At 44.5% G+C, this 14,709-nt stretch carries 11 protein-coding genes; all 11 read left to right on the top strand.

Annotated elements, in window-relative coordinates; genetic code table 11:
• Window positions 1–288: 288 nt before the first annotated feature.
• The 11 genes from A5883_RS10930 to A5883_RS10885 all read left to right on the top strand — a co-directional run bounded on the left by A5883_RS10930 (window position 289) and on the right by A5883_RS10885 (window position 14,709).
• Window positions 289–1,650 carry a hypothetical protein gene (locus A5883_RS10930; RefSeq protein WP_005225442.1) on the top strand — a complete coding sequence of 454 codons (1,362 nt, stop codon included), beginning with the start codon at window positions 289–291 and terminating at the stop codon, window positions 1,648–1,650.
• A gap of 16 nt (window positions 1,651–1,666) precedes the next feature.
• Complete coding sequence (locus A5883_RS10925) at window positions 1,667–2,890, top strand: amidohydrolase family protein (RefSeq protein WP_086338556.1); 1,224 nt, start codon at window positions 1,667–1,669, stop codon at window positions 2,888–2,890.
• Between the two features lie 583 nt (window positions 2,891–3,473).
• On the top strand, window positions 3,474–6,458 hold the full coding sequence (locus A5883_RS10920) for a WxL domain-containing protein (protein WP_086338555.1): 2,985 nt from the start codon (window positions 3,474–3,476) through the stop codon (window positions 6,456–6,458).
• 168 nt (window positions 6,459–6,626) lie between these two features.
• On the top strand, window positions 6,627–9,701 hold the full coding sequence (locus A5883_RS10915) for a WxL domain-containing protein (protein ID WP_086338554.1): 3,075 nt from the start codon (window positions 6,627–6,629) through the stop codon (window positions 9,699–9,701).
• A 9-nt stretch (window positions 9,702–9,710) separates the two neighbouring features.
• Complete coding sequence (locus tag A5883_RS19195) at window positions 9,711–9,887, top strand: hypothetical protein (protein WP_156235561.1); 177 nt, start codon at window positions 9,711–9,713, stop codon at window positions 9,885–9,887.
• Between the two features lie 279 nt (window positions 9,888–10,166).
• Window positions 10,167–10,574, top strand: a complete 408-nt coding sequence (locus A5883_RS10910; RefSeq protein ID WP_008379091.1) for a helix-turn-helix domain-containing protein — start codon at window positions 10,167–10,169, stop codon at window positions 10,572–10,574.
• Between the two features lie 322 nt (window positions 10,575–10,896).
• A complete protein-coding gene (locus A5883_RS10905) occupies window positions 10,897–11,475 on the top strand; it encodes an LOG family protein (protein ID WP_086338553.1) in 579 nt (192 codons plus the stop codon).
• A complete protein-coding gene (locus A5883_RS10900) occupies window positions 11,472–11,912 on the top strand; it encodes a nucleoside 2-deoxyribosyltransferase (protein ID WP_086338552.1) in 441 nt (146 codons plus the stop codon). The genes A5883_RS10905 and A5883_RS10900 overlap by 4 nt, the downstream gene beginning before the upstream one ends.
• A 15-nt stretch (window positions 11,913–11,927) precedes the next feature.
• Window positions 11,928–12,650, top strand: a complete 723-nt coding sequence (locus tag A5883_RS10895; protein WP_005225447.1) for a deoxynucleoside kinase — start codon at window positions 11,928–11,930, stop codon at window positions 12,648–12,650.
• A 66-nt stretch (window positions 12,651–12,716) separates the two neighbouring features.
• Window positions 12,717–13,568 (top strand): helix-turn-helix domain-containing protein, encoded by an 852-nt coding sequence (locus tag A5883_RS10890; RefSeq protein ID WP_176323980.1) that lies wholly within the window; start codon window positions 12,717–12,719, stop codon window positions 13,566–13,568.
• A gap of 202 nt (window positions 13,569–13,770) precedes the next feature.
• A complete protein-coding gene (locus A5883_RS10885) occupies window positions 13,771–14,709 on the top strand; it encodes an FAD:protein FMN transferase (RefSeq protein ID WP_086338550.1) in 939 nt (312 codons plus the stop codon).

Genomic DNA, 14,709 nt, shown 5'->3' with positions numbered 1-14,709 from the left:
CTTTTCTCCACAAGCCGCGCTTTTTTCTGCGCTTTTAGCCAATTGGATAAAAAACGTAGATTTATTTTAGAATAATGTCCAAAGAAAGCGTTAACAACAAGAATTATAATAGAGAAAGAAAAAGTGGCGAAAAAGGTCGAAAAAGCAGGTGTCTTTTGCTTGATTCCTTTCTTCGAGGAAAGAAGGTGGGAAACACCAGAGAAAAATCAGCGGAAAAATCAATCGGCAACACCCCATAGCAACACAACATTTATTATATGAAGGTTCATATAAGTTAGGAGAAATGTGATGAAAAAAAAGGGAACGTTCGTCTCACTGTTTATGGCTCTCATTCTTTTTATCTTTTCAGAAAGAACAGTGTTTGCGGCAGAAGCGATCAATGAGATCGTTGCACCAACAGGAGTCAAAGCATTTCTAGTACTGATTCCATTAGTGTTAGTGCTGGTTTTGCTCTTTAAAAAAGTAGATATGATCATTGCTGGCTTGATTGCTGGGATCTTGGCGATGATTATTGGCGGGATCAGTTTAGCTGAAGCCAATTCGCAACTGTTGGAAGCTATTCCGACGATGTTGAGTATTACGGTGCCAATCATCAATTCCGCTGTAGCGATGGCGGTCTTCAAAGCGGGTAGTTATACGGCGGCCTTAACCTTAGCCAAAAGAGGGACCAAAGGAAAAGTGGAATATGTGGCTGGTTTTATTGTCATCTTATTGGCAGCAGCGACTTATATGTCTGGGATCGGCGGCGGGAGTGCGATGGTGATCGCACCATTAGCATTTGCGGCAGTTGGGGTGGTCCCCGAATTGATCGCAGCGATGTCGTTAGCGGCAGCGGTCTCCTTTACGACGTCTCCTGCCTCTTTGGAATCTAGTATCGTGTCTGAACTAGGCGGCTTTAGTGTCGCTTCTTACGTCGATCAAATGCGCCCATTTTGGTTGTTATTCGTTGGTTTGGCGATTTTATTGGCATTCTTTGGGACCAAGCGTCGTCATCTGGGCTTTAAAGAATCAGCCAACCAAGAGTATGAAAATAAAAGCAATGGCGAGTTGTTCAAAACGACACTGCCTGCGATCTTCTTGCTTTTTGCGGTCATCTTTGGCCCGTTGATCAATGACCTGATCGGCTTTGTCCTCTTTACACCGCTAGTTTATATGGTGGTCACGTTAGCGTTGATTTTTGTTTGTACCGACTTTTCGATGAATCAATCGGTGGAAGCGATGGTGGACGGATCGACGTATATTTTGACCCGCTTGTTCCAAGTGGGGATCTTTTTAGCCTTCATCAACGTAATTGCTGAAACGGGGACGTTTGCTGTAATTGCCGGTGCGGCACAAAATGCCCCCGCAGCGATCGTCGTTCCCGTGGCGATCTTGACGGGTGTCTTGATTGGGATTCCCGCAGGTGCCTATGTCGGCTCCGTTTTAACACTCGTGCTACCAGTTGCCGTTTCATTAGGCTTCCCAGTCTTAGCTCTTGGCTTTGTAACGATGGGGGTTGGCCTCGGCAGTCAAATGAGTTTTGTCAACATTACGATGCAAGCTTTGTCTTCTGGTTTCCAAATTCCGATTCTGGATGTAGTCAAAGGAAACGTGAAGTGGTTGAGTTTAGCAGCCGTATTATTATTAGTCATCGGTTTAGTGTTTGGCTGATGGATAGGAGGAAAACATGGATTTATTGATCAAGCAAGCACGTCTTGAAGACGATGCAGAATTAGTAGACATTGCAATTTCAGAAGGAAAAATTACCGCAGTTGCTCCCAACATTGAAGAATCAGCAGCAACAACGATTGAGGCGAAAGGCAAAGTGGTGATCCCTGGATTGATCGAAAGCCATATCCACTTAGACAAAGCCTTGATCGCCGATCGTGAGCCCAATAATTCAGGTACATTGCAAGAAGCGATCCAAGTTACGGCAAAGCTGAAACCGACCTTTACCGAAGAAGACATTTATGATCGGGCGAAACGCGCATTAGAAATGCTGATCGTACATGGCACGACTGCTGTGCGCACCCATGCCGAATTTGATCCAGCACAAGGCTTCACAGGGTTTGACACCATCATGCGCTTAAAAGAAGAATACCGCGACTTGATCGATATTCAGGTCGTTGCCTTTCCGCAAGAAGGGATTTTTAAAGCCCCAGGGACGGATAAAATGATGATCGAAGCGATGGAAAAAGGCGCCGATGTCGTTGGCGGCATTCCTTACAATGATGCGCCAGCCAATGAACACATCGACTTGATCTTTGAGATCGCCAAACGATTTGACAAAGACATTGACTTGCATCAAGATTTTGCCGACGAAGCAGACGATACATCGATCGTCTACCTGTGTGAAAAAACCATTGCAGAAGGCTACCAAGGCCGGGTATCAGTAGGACACTTGACTGCGCTGCACGCCATGGAACCAAATCAGCTGGCAGAAGTCATCGATTTGATGGTCAAAGCCCAAATCAATGTGATGCCGTTGCCTGCGACCGACTTGCACTTAGGTGCTAGAAACGATGCCTACAACGTTCGCCGTGCCGTGACGCCGATTCGCAAATTGCGTGATGCTGGTGTGAATATCTGCTTAGGCAGCAACAATATCCGAAACGCCTTTACGCCCTATGGTAATGGGGATTTGATCCAAATCGCTATGTTGGCTGTGCCAGTGGCGCATTTAGGCGGCGCCGATGACCTGCCGACGGTCTTGCCAATGATTACGACCAATACCGCCAAAGCATTAAATATCAAAGACTATGGGATCGCTGTTGGCAATCGCGCAGATTTGATTCTTTTAGATACCCAGAGAAAAGCCGATGTGCTGATCGATATTCCTGAACGTTTGATGGTCATCAAAAATGGCCGCATCACCGTGGAAGTCAAAAAAGAAGTGACGATCCACCGCTAAGCGATTTTTCGCCCCCTATGGTGGTTGTCACAAAAAAAGTGAATCAAGGAAAGAACACGTCCGTCAAAGGCAGCCTGACTGCTTTTTGACGGATGTTTTTTTGTATAGGAGCAACGAGGTCGAAGGGGATGCGCTTTGATTATCTGAAACCGACAGTGGGACGTTTTCGCTTCAATGAACCCTCCTGATCTAGAAGGAGGGAATGCCGACCATGCAAGGATTTCCTTGACTGATGAATATCCTGATTTTTGCTCTGCGGAACTGTCCCTTATACTTAAAGAGACAATCGTGGATTATGACTTGTTTTCAGCAATTATAAATAAGAAAGCGCTGATTTTTTCTTTTAAAACCAAATGTTCGAAGCGACGCCAATGCGTAGTTTCTTTGACGCTTTACCTAAGAAACACACTGTTTTGCTTTAAGGGAAGCAAGAGAGAAAAGACTTGCTGCTTTATGCGCTTCGTTGGCGTGTTGTCTTGTTAGTTTGAACGAATTTCTGGCGCACCAGCCAAACACAACAAACAGAATCAAAGGCGTAAGCCATTAAACTATAGAAAATGAAAGAAAGGAGGGGAGCAGCGTAATGAAAAAGAAGCCGCTAAAATTGCTGCTCCTGGTGATCGGGCTAGCGAGTATTTCGTTGTGTTTTCCCTTCTTGCGAGATGCTTTTATTGCGCCCTTGTATGCGCTGCAAGCAGAAGACGAGCACTCATTAACGGAAGAAATGGCTGATTTGGAAGACGCTGATTTTCAATTTTTAACAAGCAGCAAGCAAGGCTATTTAGGGGAGGAAATCCCTATCGAAATCGTGGCGCAGCAGCCAGTAACTGAAGCGGCTGTGGTTTTGCCCCCAGAAGCAGCGATCGAGCCCTCCTTGTTTCCCGAAGGAATGACGGCTGAACAGGTGGAAGCTGACCAGTGGCGTCTGCTTAGCGAACCCCCTCAAAGCAATTGGCTCTTGCCGTTAACTTTTGCAGAAGGAAGCCACGAAGTCATGGTAGGAGAAGAACGGCTGGCACTAGAGAGCCAAGGTTCACCAGAGGAAAGTGGGGAAGAAACCGAAGAAAGCAAGGGAGAGGGAGTAGAACCCGAGAATGAAGAGCAAAAAGGAAAAAACGCGCATCAAACAGAGCCAGGAGGAGCATTTCCCTATGATGCCGATGATCCAGGCAATCTCTACCTGTTAGAAGTCACGGAGGAGTCAAGCCGAGAGGTCACTAATTGGCAAGAGCTTCTCTTAGCTATCCAAACCCGAACGGTTAATTATATCGCTTTGACCGAGAGCTTTGACTCTCCTGATCGCCCTGCAGAAGGATTGAGTAACGTTGAAATGATTGATTGGTTTGGGGATCAAAACCCCAATGGAGAAGCTTCTTACCTTTATCTCAATTCAGCCGAGATTTCGCGCCCTTTAATTATCGACGGACGAGGACATACAATCGATTTTCGGTCAGTATCGGTTGGTTTTAATGACATGACCGTCAATCCAGATACCCCTTGGGACATTACCCTCCAGAATATTGAGCTGTATAGTGGAAATGACTTTGGACCTATACAATATAACGACTTAGAAACGGACAATCAGGCGGCGGCAACGATACGGTACCATAATGTCAATCATGTCGGCAATCAATTGTTTCATGGGTTTCAATCGACAGCTATTTTATCAGGAAGTGTTTCTTCTATTCAAAAGGATTCTTATGATGCAGCTCTTGGGCGTGGTGAATGGCGCGTTAATGCTACCGATCAAGCGAATTTTGAAGTCGGTTATTTGGACGTTCTTGACGGCGCTAAAGTTCACCTTTCAACAATCGATTCAGGAAATATTTGGTTTCCTCATAGTTCAAATCCAACATTTACGATTGGAGACGATGCGGAGGTTACGATCATTGCAAATGGTACAGGACAAGGTGAAGCGTGGGGAGCAAATATATTCTTTAGATATAGTCCTATCTTAACCGTAGGTAAAGGTGCGACCCTTGATTTGGCACCTAAAAGCAATTCTCCTGCTATTTCAACTAGTGGTTTGCTGCCAGCTCAGACTACTCAGATCAATCTATTGGAGGAAAGCACATTAAAAATCTTCAATTCTGGACGTACTAGTCATAGTAACAATGATTGGACCAATATTATTTCTATGCCACCTGGTCCTGGCAGTAGTATTCATCTCAGAAAAGGGAGTACGCTTGCTATCGAAGCAGTCAATCAACTTCGTTCTGATAGCCATATTATTTATTTTCCTGTATCCGGACATATTACTATTGATAAAGATGCTACCTTTGATATTCGTTCCGATAGCAGGACACTGGCGCATAGTTTGATCTCATTCGGGCACTTTAATTCAACTGTCACTATTAATGATGCTGCAAGAGTGAATTTAGAGAAAATTGGTCCTGATACAGGGAACTCTTCCTTGATCCGTAATGCAGCAATAACTGTAAACAATCAGTCGATCAAGCGGTGGAATCTTAGAACCCGAATAGAAGAACCTGATTTTGAATGGGATAATATTGTGCGGTTGTTTGCTCGTGTTAATGATGCAGGAGTACCGAATAGAGGCGATATCTCGGTTAGCGCATTAGATCCCACTATAGAAGCAGAGGCCTTAGATAGATTTTCGGCAAGAGTGCAACGGCTCTTATTCGAAAAGATTTCTCCTATCGAAGTAACGCTGGATCCTCTGTCTAATAATCGCTCTCAACGAAATTCCTATACGATCACAGGAGAAACGGATCCGGGTGCTTACGTACGTTTTAGCAGAGACTTCAGCATGCCAGAACCAGTGATCGGCCCCATTGAAACGGGAGGCGGCGATACAGAATGGTTCCATGTCAATGCCAGAGTAGATGGCACGTTTGAATTTGATCTCTCCCAATTTGACGACTTCGACTATTTCCGTGGGCAAGAAGTTGTAACGGCAAAGGTATTTTTAAATGGACGACGCGATGAGACCTCCATTATCGTTGAAGGCATCAATCCTCGAGATCCTCTGAATCCTGATGTAGATGTTGATCCAGAAAATCGCCCGACGCTTCCTGAAAACCAAGGGTTGATCGGTATCGACTTTATCTCGCAATTTGATTTCGGGCACGTGCCGATTCGTTCGAGTCAAGCCTATTATCCAGCACTGCCACAAAAGCTGCGGGACGCAGAGGATGATTCGGCTGGTGGAGAACGCCCAAATTATGTTCAAATCTCGGATCAGCGGGAGGAGCCCACCGGCTGGACACTGAGCGCGCGGATGGATGAAGCAGGGTTTGTCAGTGAGGAAGGCCATCAGCTGCGGGGAGTCCAGCTTTTACTCACTAACATTCGCATGGCAACGACAGGTTCGAATACCTCCCGTGCCCCAACCTACTGGGAAAGCCGTGAATTAAATACGGGCAGACAAATCTTGGCAAAAGCAGATGAGGGGCAAGGCAGCGGAACATGGGTCCAACGTTTTGGTGATCGAGAAACGATGGATCAAAGCGTGATGCTGGAAGTTCCTGTCAACGCTGCGCCGCAAGCAACAAGCTATACGGGCATCATTCATTGGGAATTAAGCTTTGTCCCAGAGCTGGACTGAGTATTCTAAAGAAGGAAACCTTATATTGACTTCGAGTATTGAGCAGGCTGTGCGTGCTAGTTGCTTTGCAGGCATACTTGATTGCTGTACAAGCCAAACGCAATTAATCGAATCAAAGGCATAAGCCATAAATCCATAGAAAATGGAAGAAAGGAGGAGATCAACAAAATGAAAAAGAAGCCGCTAAAATTGCTGCTCCTAGTGATTGGGCTAGTGAGTATTCCGTTGAGTTTTCCCTTCTTACGAGATACTTTTATTGCGCCATTGTATGCGCTGCAGGAGCAAGAACGAGAAGAGGATGAGCTTTCTTCAGCGGAAGAAATGGCTGATTTAACAGACGTTGATTTTCAATTTTTAACAAGCAACAAGCAAGGCTATTTAGGGGAGAAAATCCCCATCGAAATCATGGCACATCAGCCAGTAACCGAAGTGGCGGTGGTTCTGCCGCCAGAGGCAGTGATCGAGACCTCCTTGTTTCCCGAAGGAATGACGATTGAACAGATGGAAGCCGACCAGTGGCAGCTGCTTAGCGAAACACCTCAGAGCAATTGGCTTTTGCCGATAACCTTTGAAGAAGAAGGAACCTACGAAGTCATGGTAGGAGAAGAACGGATAGAGATAGAAATCCAAGGTTCACCAGCAGAAGGTGAGGAAGGTCAGGAAGAAGCGCCAGAAAGTGATCGAGAGGAAACAGAACCTGAAAACGAAGAGCAGCCAGAAACAAACGATCCTGACCAAACAGAGCAAACGAGTCAACCGCTTCCCTATGATGCCGATGATCCGGGCAATCTGTATTTATTAGGGGATGATGTTCGGACGATAGAGGTAGATAATTGGGTGGATTTTATGATTGCTATACAGGATGTTAGATATAATCATATCCTCTTGGTAGATGATTTTGAATCTCCTGATCGCCCGATGGAGGGATTGCCTGGAGCAGGAACGTCGACGAGTTCACATTTTACTTTACGTGACTGGGGGGGATTGTGGATGCACCCTGCCAATACGGTTATGAATGAAAGTGGAGGAGTTGCCTACCTAGATAATAGGAGACCAGACATTTCTCGAACGTTAATCATCGATGGACAAGGAAAACATAAAATTGATTTTCGAGCCGTGTCGGTATGTTTTTGGAGCTCAACGGTCAATGATGAAGAAAATATACCGTGGGATATTACACTCCAAAATATTGAAATTTATAGTGGGAATTATTTTGGGCCCATTCAATACAATGATTTAGATGATGCTGATCAAAGAAACGCAACGATGCGTTACCATAATGTCACACAGGTCGGTAATCAATTGTTTCATGGGTATCATGCTACAGCTAGTTTATCGGGGCATGTTTCTTCTGTACAAATGAATCCTTATGATGCAGGATTCGGACGCGGTAATTGGAACATTCATGGTCTTACTGAAGCAAATTTTGAAGTCGGTTATTTGGAGGTTCTTGAGGGGGCTAAAGTTCATCTTTCAACAATCAATGCAGGAAATATTTGGTTTCGCTATAGCTCAAATCCAACGTTTACGATCGGAGACGATGCGGAGGTTACGATCATTGCAAATGGTACAGGACAAGGTGAAGCATGGGGAGCAAATATATTCTTTAGATATAATTCTAATCTAACTGTAGGCAAAGGGGCGACCCTTAACTTGAACCCTAAAAGCAATTTTCCTGCTATTGTAACCAATGGCTGGGCTCCGGCTCAGACGGCTCATATCACTCTATTAGAGGAGAGTACATTAAATATCTACAATTCTGGACGTAATACTGCTGCTAACAATGATACGACCAATATCATTTCTATGCCACTTGGTCATGGTAGTAGTATTAATCTCAGAAAGGGGAGTACGCTTGATATCGAAGCAGTCAATCAAAATAACTCTGCTAGCCATGTTATTTTTTTTCATGCATCTGGACAAATTAATATTGATGAAGATGCTACCCTAGATATTAAGTCAGACAGTCTCTCAGCAAGTCAAAGCTTAATTATGTTTTCGACCAATAATAATACGAATAACTCAACGATCAATATAGATGATGCTGCAAGGGTAAATTTACAAAAGACTAGATCAATCACCTCAAGTACGGCACACGTGATTCGAAATGCAAGACTAAATGTAAGTAATCAGTCGATTAAGCAATGGATCCCTGGAAATACAAACGAGAATCCTAATTTTGATTGGGAGAATATATTGAGGTTGAACGCGAATATTAATGCAACAGGAATACCGACTAATACGGTTAGCGCATTAGATTCCAATATAGCAGAACATGCCAGAGCGAACTTTACGCCAAGAGCGCAACGTCTCTTATTTGAGAATATTCCTCCTGTCGAGATCGCGCTTGATCCTTTGACCAATGATCGCTCTCAACGCAATTCCTATACGATCACGGGAGAAACCAGTCCCGGCGCTTACGTTCGTTTCAGTAGGGATCTGAGTTTGCCAGAACCAACCTTAGATACTGTTGTAAATGGTGAGGGCGAAACAGAAAGGTTCCATGTCATTGCCGAAGCAGATGGCTCCTTTGAATTTGATCTCTCCCAATTTGATGACTTTGATTATTTCCGCGGGCAAGAAGTTGTAACGGCGACGGCATTTTTAAATGGACGACGCGATGAGACCTCCGTCATCGTAGACGGTGTCGATCCTCGAGATCCTCTGAATCCTGATGTAGATGTTGATCCAGACAATCGTCCGACTCTTCCTGAAAACCAAGGGTTGATCAGTATCGACTTTATCTCGCAATTTGATTTCGGACACGTGCCGATTCGTTCGAGTCAAGCCTATTATCCAGCACTGCCGCAAAAGCTGCGCAATGCAGAGAATGATCCTGCTGGTGAAGAACGTCCAAATTATGTTCAAATTTCGGATCGGCGTGAGGAGTCCACCGGCTGGACACTGAGCGCACGGCTAGATGAAGCAGGGTTTGTCAGTGAGGAAGGCCATCAGCTGCGGGGAGTCCAGCTCTTACTCAACAACATCCGCATGGCAACGACAAGTTCGAATACCTCCAGCGCCCCAACCTACTGGGAAAGTCGTGAATTAAATACAGGCAGACAAATCTTGGCAAAAGCAGAAGAGGGACAAGGCAGCGGGACTTGGATCCAACGTTTTGGTGATGGAGAAACAATGGATCAAAGTGTGATGCTGGAAGTTCCTGTCAGTGCTACACCGCAAGCAACAAGCTATACGGGCATTATCCATTGGGAATTAAGCTTTGTCCCAGAGATGGACTGAGCCGCCCCAATGTTTCTCAGTAATCGAAAAAAGGAAGAAAATGGAGCCAGCAGCTGCAGAGAAAATCTGCAGCTGTTTTTTTATCTGCAAGCAGCCATCGATGATGAAGCAACCGATAGCGCTCTTTATGCTTTGGCGAATCTTCTTTGCTTAGAGAATGAGGGGATCATTCATTGCGTTTACTAGAGCAGATAATGCTTTTTATTCCTTCATGTTGAAGGGAAAGAAGTAGTTCGGAAAAATTTTGTCGCGAAAGATGTAGTCGTTCGCCAAATGTTTTCTTAAAAATAAGAAGATCATTTTCTAGTCATTTGTTCATTTTTCATCTATGATAGAAAGAAAACCGCTATCACGGAGAGTTCGTTTAAGAAAATCCTGTCAAAACTGTTTGACAATGCCGAAATATCAATGGATTTGAGCAGCAATCACAGCAGGTCTGCGTTAAGGTAGGAGAAGGAGGCCAAGATGACGATTGGGGAAGCACTAAAGAACCATCGAGTCACACAGCAAATGAGCCAAGAAGAAGTAGCAACAAAAATTTTAGTGACCCGCACATCGATCTCAAATTGGGAAACCGGCAAGACGGTCCCAGACAGTTTGAATTTATTAAAACTGAGTACCCTTTATGGGTGCAGTGTCGATGAGCTATTAAAAAAGGAGCGAGCAGGAATGAAAAAGAACTTTCGTACGATGACCTATGGTGCTGGATTGAAAGATGGAACGATGCGTTTGAAAATCGAGACCGATGCCAGCAAGTTTTTCCCACGAGGGGTTGAAGTCAAAGCATCCGTCGATTTAGAAACAGGAGAAGTGACCTTTTTTGTCGAGCAAGAGGATTTGGAAAAACTGAAAGCAGCTACTGAAGAAAAATAATTTTTTTATACAGTTTTTTGCTAAATTTTGCTTGGACAAGAGAAAAAAAGTGATGGATAAAAAAACACGAACCCAGCTGCGTCGTGTTTTTTTATGTGGGATGAAAGAGGGCTGAGACAATCGATGAAAGCTGATTCTACTTTTCCTTTTCTGCTATTTTCATGGTTTGTAACGTTTAAGGAAACACGAAAAGATGCTAACGGCTATATACAATATATGGTGAATAGAACGGATTTTTTTCGAATGGAACACAATATGTAGTATTTACTTTTTTAAGAGATTGTGTAAAATAGCAGATGTAGTGAAGAAGGAGCTGTTGTTTTTGAGAGTAACTGTATGTTGCTGCACCCGTTTAGAAAATGAGGAAAAGTTGGCAAAGACCGCTCGTGCCATCGGCAATGCCTTGGCAAAAAATCACATCGAGTTGGTTTATTGCGGCCCTTTGGCTGGCTTGATGAGGGAGATCGTGAAAGGGGTCTTTGAGAAAGAAGGCGCAGTGATAGGGATCTATCCATCAGGTTCCTTTGCAGAAGAATTGCCGCCAATCGTCACTGGATCAAGCACGTATACTGAGTTCTATACGGATACGAGGGAGGAACAAACGCAACAATTGCTGGAAATGAGCGATGCCTACCTTGTATTACCTGGTGGATTTGGTACACTAGAGGAGTTGTCAGCAGTATGCTCTTTTACGACTCTTGGGCCATTGTCAGGCAAGCCGATCGGTGTATTGATGACCGAAGGCTTAAATGATGGACTGAAGCCGCTGCTAAAAATGTTTGAAGCTTCTAGCTTTGCTTGGGCTGAGCTGTCCGAAACGCTTTTTTTCCTATCTGACGTTGAGTCGTTGATCCAACGATTGGCTGCGATGGGGTCAGGAAAGGAGTGCTTGGCAGGATGAAGCATGTCTATTTAGCGGGACCGTTTTTTTCAAACGAACAAGTCGCCCGACTCAAACAGGTAGAACGCAGTTTAGCTGAAAACCTGCAGCCCTTGGCGGTCTATTCGCCGCGCTTGTACCAAGAAGGTTCATCTGAACCCAATACACCAGAATGGGCGAGAGAAATTTTCGAAAAAGACATGCTGGAATTGACACGAGCCGACGTCGTCGTTGCCGTTTTGGATGACCAGGAAGGGATCACCGATCCGGGAACAGCCTTTGAAATCGGCGCAGCACACGTACGAAATAAACCAGTAATCGCTTTTCAGGAAAAAGCCGCGGCGGTCAATCTAATGTTGACGGAGTCGGTGCAAGCGTATTTGACTGATCTGGCGGCACGAACAGCGTATGATTTTGAAGCGATGGCGCACCGAGCATTTGTCGGTGACTATATTTAATAAAGGATGATGAATGTGTTATTAATCGCAGGAACGATCGGGGCAGGAAAAAGCAGTTTGACTGATTTTTTATCGAAGGAAATGGCGTCGAAGCCTTTCTATGAAAACGTGGAGGACAACGATGTTCTGCCATTGTTTTATTCCAATCCAGAGCGATACGCCTTTTTATTGCAGATTTTTTTCTTAAACAAAAGCTTTTTAGGGATGCGGGAAGCTTTGTCCAATGATGACAATGTCATTGACCGCTCCATCTATGAGGATAGCTTGATGTTTCATCTAAATGCGGATCTAGGTCGAATCGCACCGATGGAAGTCGAACAATACGATAACCTGTTGAACACAATGTTGCGGGAATTGGAAGAATCAGCGCCATTGAAACATCCAGATCTAATGGTTCATATTAAGGTTTCCTTGGATACAATGATTGAACGGATCAACAAACGTGGTCGTTCCTATGAACAAATTGCCAACGATCCGACATTGTACGACTATTACAAAGAATTAAATCAGCGATACGATGAATGGTATGAAAACTTTGACGTTTGTCCGAAAATGCAAATTGATGGGGATCAATTGGACTTTGTTGCCAATGAAGACAACCTCATGGTGATCCTCGAGATGATCCAAGAAAAATTGGCGGAAGTCCGTCAGACCCATGGCAAAGGCCACTATTGTACGGACAAAGCCATCGCAAAAGGTGATTTTTCTAAGAAAAACGCAGCATCTGTGACAAGCTGACCCAGCAGTTGAGGACGGCTTACGAAAAAAACAAGTGTCTTATCGACAATGGGAGGGAGCAAGGCGATGAATGTTGAACGATTTATTGAAGCGAGGAAACAGGCGGGCTTCTCGCAGCAAGAACTTTCGGAAGGAATCTGTACGCAAGCCACTTTGAGTAAATTTGAAAACAACGGGCAGGCACCGTCCCTCAAAATTTTGATCAAATTGTGTAATCGGATCGGCTTGCCATTGGTCGACTTGTTTTCTTCCATGAATGTCGCAACGACCAAAATCAAAGAAGAATTGGCAAAAGCCGAATTCTACTTGATCACGAGCGAGTATGAACAGTTGGCTGCATTGTTAAGTCAAATCGAAGTGAAGCTGATCGATGAACCAGCATTAAAAGCGCAATATGATTATTTAAAAGGCTTTGAAATGATTTTTAATGGAGCTGCGATTACCGATGTCTTGTTTCAATTCGATCAGTTATTGATGAATGAAACGGCGGAGGAATTGTTTGATCTCTTAGCGTATACTGGGATCGGTTTGGTGTATGCCAGAGAAGAAGAATGGGCAAAGGCTGAGTTTTATGTGATGAAGGTCTTTGAGAAAATTTATACCTATCCGATCAAAACGATCGAAGACACGTGGCGGGTGTTGAACATCGTCTTTCATTGCGGCGTCTTTTACGCCAAAGTCGATGATTTGGAAACTAGTGATACGTTGTTGAATTATGTGTTGGCGATTTGTTCCGACAATCATTTGACCTACTACTTGGCTCGCGCGGCAGCCCAATTGACCGAAAATGCCATTCGCGAACAACAGCCGAAAGAAACGATTTTGGAAATGTTACACGATGCACGAGCGTATGCCAAAATCAATAAAAATGTAAAATTATTGGCGCATTTAAAAGCGGTCGAAGAAACGATTGATTAAAAATATATTTTCGACAAAAAAGTTTTGTTGCGCAAATGCTTGATAACTAGCAGTCCTTTCGACGAAGGGACTGCTTTTTTTGAATTTCCTTTATATAAAAAAATATATAATCGTGTTGACAAAAAAATATATCGGGAGTATTCTTTAATTGTGAAAAAACTAACATAATTTAAGGTATATCGTTTTTAGGAGAAGGGATTTTATGAAGGCAGCAGTAAGAGAAGCCGCTCGCACGATTCAGCGGATGGGCACGTCCATTGAGTTAAAAGTCGCTCATACAAAACCAGAAAGTGTACTGGACGAGCTGGAGACCCAGCTGAAAGGATACGACCATCGCTTTAGTGCTAATGATCCGCGATCGGAATTGAATCAGCTGAATCAGTTGGCAGGACAAAAGGGGCTTGTGCTTGATCCAGAATTGTACCAGCTGATCGAAATCGGCAAACACCATAGCTGTGCTCCCCACAGTCAGCTGAATATTGCCATCGGTCCACTGGTCCAAGCATGGCGCATCGGGTTTGAAGATGCCCGCATCGTATCAGAGACGCAGGTCAAAGAGTTGCTTGCGTTAACAGACCCGCAACAGATCCAATTGGCAGCAGGCAAGGTTTTTTTGAAAAAAGCTGGAATGAGGATCGACCTCGGAGCATTAGCAAAAGGCTACATCGCTGATAAGTTACGCACCCATTGCCAAGCCCGTGGAGCAGCGTATGGATTGATCAACTTAGGCGGAAATATTGTCTGTTTCGGCGCTGCACCAAATCATTCGGACGGGCATTGGCGGATCGGGATACGAGATCCCAAAGGCGGTCGGGCAGACACCTTGGGCATTCTGCCAATCAAGGACCAAACCGTCGTCACTTCGGGGATCTATGAGCGGGTCTTGACCACCGCTGAAGGAACGTATCATCATTTGATTGATCCTCAGAGTGGCTTTCCCATCGAATGTGGGTATTTGAGCATCACGATCGTTGCAGCGACATCGTTACTGGGGGAAATCTGGACTTCGCGCTTGTTTGGCAAGCCCATTCCAGTTGTTTTACAAGAGATTCAGCAGCAGCCAGAAATCGAAGGAATCATCGTAACCAAAGAAAATGAAGTCATTGCCTCTAAAGGCATTCAGGCAAGACTTTTAAGATAG

It is taken from the genome of Enterococcus sp. 5B3_DIV0040, from assembly GCF_002140755.1.
GTDB classification, from domain to species: domain Bacteria; phylum Bacillota; class Bacilli; order Lactobacillales; family Enterococcaceae; genus Enterococcus_D; species Enterococcus_D casseliflavus.
Note: the sequence above shows the minus strand (reverse complement) of the source record. Positions and strands in the feature narration are given on the sequence as shown.

What these genes read in the sequence shown, in the direction of transcription:
- A5883_RS10890 (WP_176323980.1), top strand. Translation starts at nt 12,717, where the DNA reads ATGAATGTTGAACGATTTATTGAAGCGAGGAAACAGGCGGGCTTCTCG.
- A5883_RS10910 (WP_008379091.1), top strand. Translation starts at nt 10,167, where the DNA reads ATGACGATTGGGGAAGCACTAAAGAACCATCGAGTCACACAGCAAATG.
- A5883_RS10925 (WP_086338556.1), top strand. Translation starts at nt 1,667, where the DNA reads ATGGATTTATTGATCAAGCAAGCACGTCTTGAAGACGATGCAGAATTA.
- A5883_RS10915 (WP_086338554.1), top strand. Translation starts at nt 6,627, where the DNA reads ATGAAAAAGAAGCCGCTAAAATTGCTGCTCCTAGTGATTGGGCTAGTG.
- A5883_RS19195 (WP_156235561.1), top strand. Translation starts at nt 9,711, where the DNA reads ATGTTTCTCAGTAATCGAAAAAAGGAAGAAAATGGAGCCAGCAGCTGC.
- A5883_RS10920 (WP_086338555.1), top strand. Translation starts at nt 3,474, where the DNA reads ATGAAAAAGAAGCCGCTAAAATTGCTGCTCCTGGTGATCGGGCTAGCG.
- A5883_RS10885 (WP_086338550.1), top strand. Translation starts at nt 13,771, where the DNA reads ATGAAGGCAGCAGTAAGAGAAGCCGCTCGCACGATTCAGCGGATGGGC.
- A5883_RS10930 (WP_005225442.1), top strand. Translation starts at nt 289, where the DNA reads ATGAAAAAAAAGGGAACGTTCGTCTCACTGTTTATGGCTCTCATTCTT.
- A5883_RS10900 (WP_086338552.1), top strand. Translation starts at nt 11,472, where the DNA reads ATGAAGCATGTCTATTTAGCGGGACCGTTTTTTTCAAACGAACAAGTC.